Source organism: Enterococcus sp. DIV0240d (genome assembly GCF_051711245.1).
GTDB classification, from domain to species: Bacteria; Bacillota; Bacilli; order Lactobacillales; family Enterococcaceae; genus Enterococcus_D; species Enterococcus_D casseliflavus.
In genome coordinates this window covers 1-612 of record NZ_JBIOMG010000008.1, presented here as the reverse complement: position 1 = coordinate 612, position 612 = coordinate 1, and the positions used below count along the sequence as shown (strand labels likewise).

7 tRNA genes are annotated in these 612 nt (G+C 52.5%); all 7 read left to right on the top strand.

The features are described 5' to 3' along the window. Positions 1 to 16 precede the first annotated feature (16 nt). Positions 17 to 89, top strand: a tRNA-Val gene (locus tag IGJ25_RS17180). Between the two features lie 3 nt (positions 90 to 92). Continuing rightward, a tRNA-Lys gene (locus IGJ25_RS17175) sits at positions 93 to 165 on the top strand. 14 nt (positions 166 to 179) lie between these two features. Continuing rightward, a tRNA-Leu gene (locus IGJ25_RS17170) sits at positions 180 to 261 on the top strand. A gap of 7 nt (positions 262 to 268) precedes the next feature. Continuing rightward, positions 269 to 341 (top strand) — tRNA-Thr (locus IGJ25_RS17165). A 10-nt stretch (positions 342 to 351) separates the two neighbouring features. After that, positions 352 to 423, top strand: a tRNA-Gly gene (locus IGJ25_RS17160). 18 nt (positions 424 to 441) lie between these two features. Beyond that, positions 442 to 527, top strand: a tRNA-Leu gene (locus IGJ25_RS17155). Positions 528 to 538: 11 nt separating this feature from the next. Then, positions 539 to 612: transfer RNA gene (locus IGJ25_RS17150), tRNA-Arg, on the top strand.

Genomic DNA, 612 nt, shown 5'->3' with positions numbered 1-612 from the left:
GTTTTTTTTACCTTATGGGGGTTTAGCTCAGCTGGGAGAGCATCTGCCTTACAAGCAGAGGGTCAGCGGTTCGATCCCGTTAACCCCCATATGAGTCGTTAGCTCAGTTGGTAGAGCATCTGACTTTTAATCAGAGGGTCACAGGTTCGAGCCCTGTACGACTCATAGTAATAACCTATGCGGGTGTGGCGGAATTGGCAGACGCACTAGATTTAGGATCTAGCGCCTTCGGGCGTGGGGGTTCAAGTCCCTTCACCCGCACTTCATTGCCGGCTTAGCTCAGTTGGTAGAGCATCTGATTTGTAATCAGAGGGTCGAGGGTTCAAGTCCTTTAGCCGGCATCAGGAATATGCGGAAATAGCTCAGTGGTAGAGCACCACCTTGCCAAGGTGGGGGTCGCGGGTTCGAACCCCGTTTTCCGCTTTGCCTTAGCAATTTTCAGCCGGGGTGGCGGAACTGGCAGACGCACAGGACTTAAAATCCTGCGGTGAGTGATCACCGTACCGGTTCGATTCCGGTCCTCGGCATTTCATAATATGCGCCCATAGCTCAATTGGATAGAGTGTTTGACTACGGATCAAAAGGTTAGGGGTTCGACTCCTCTTGGGCGCG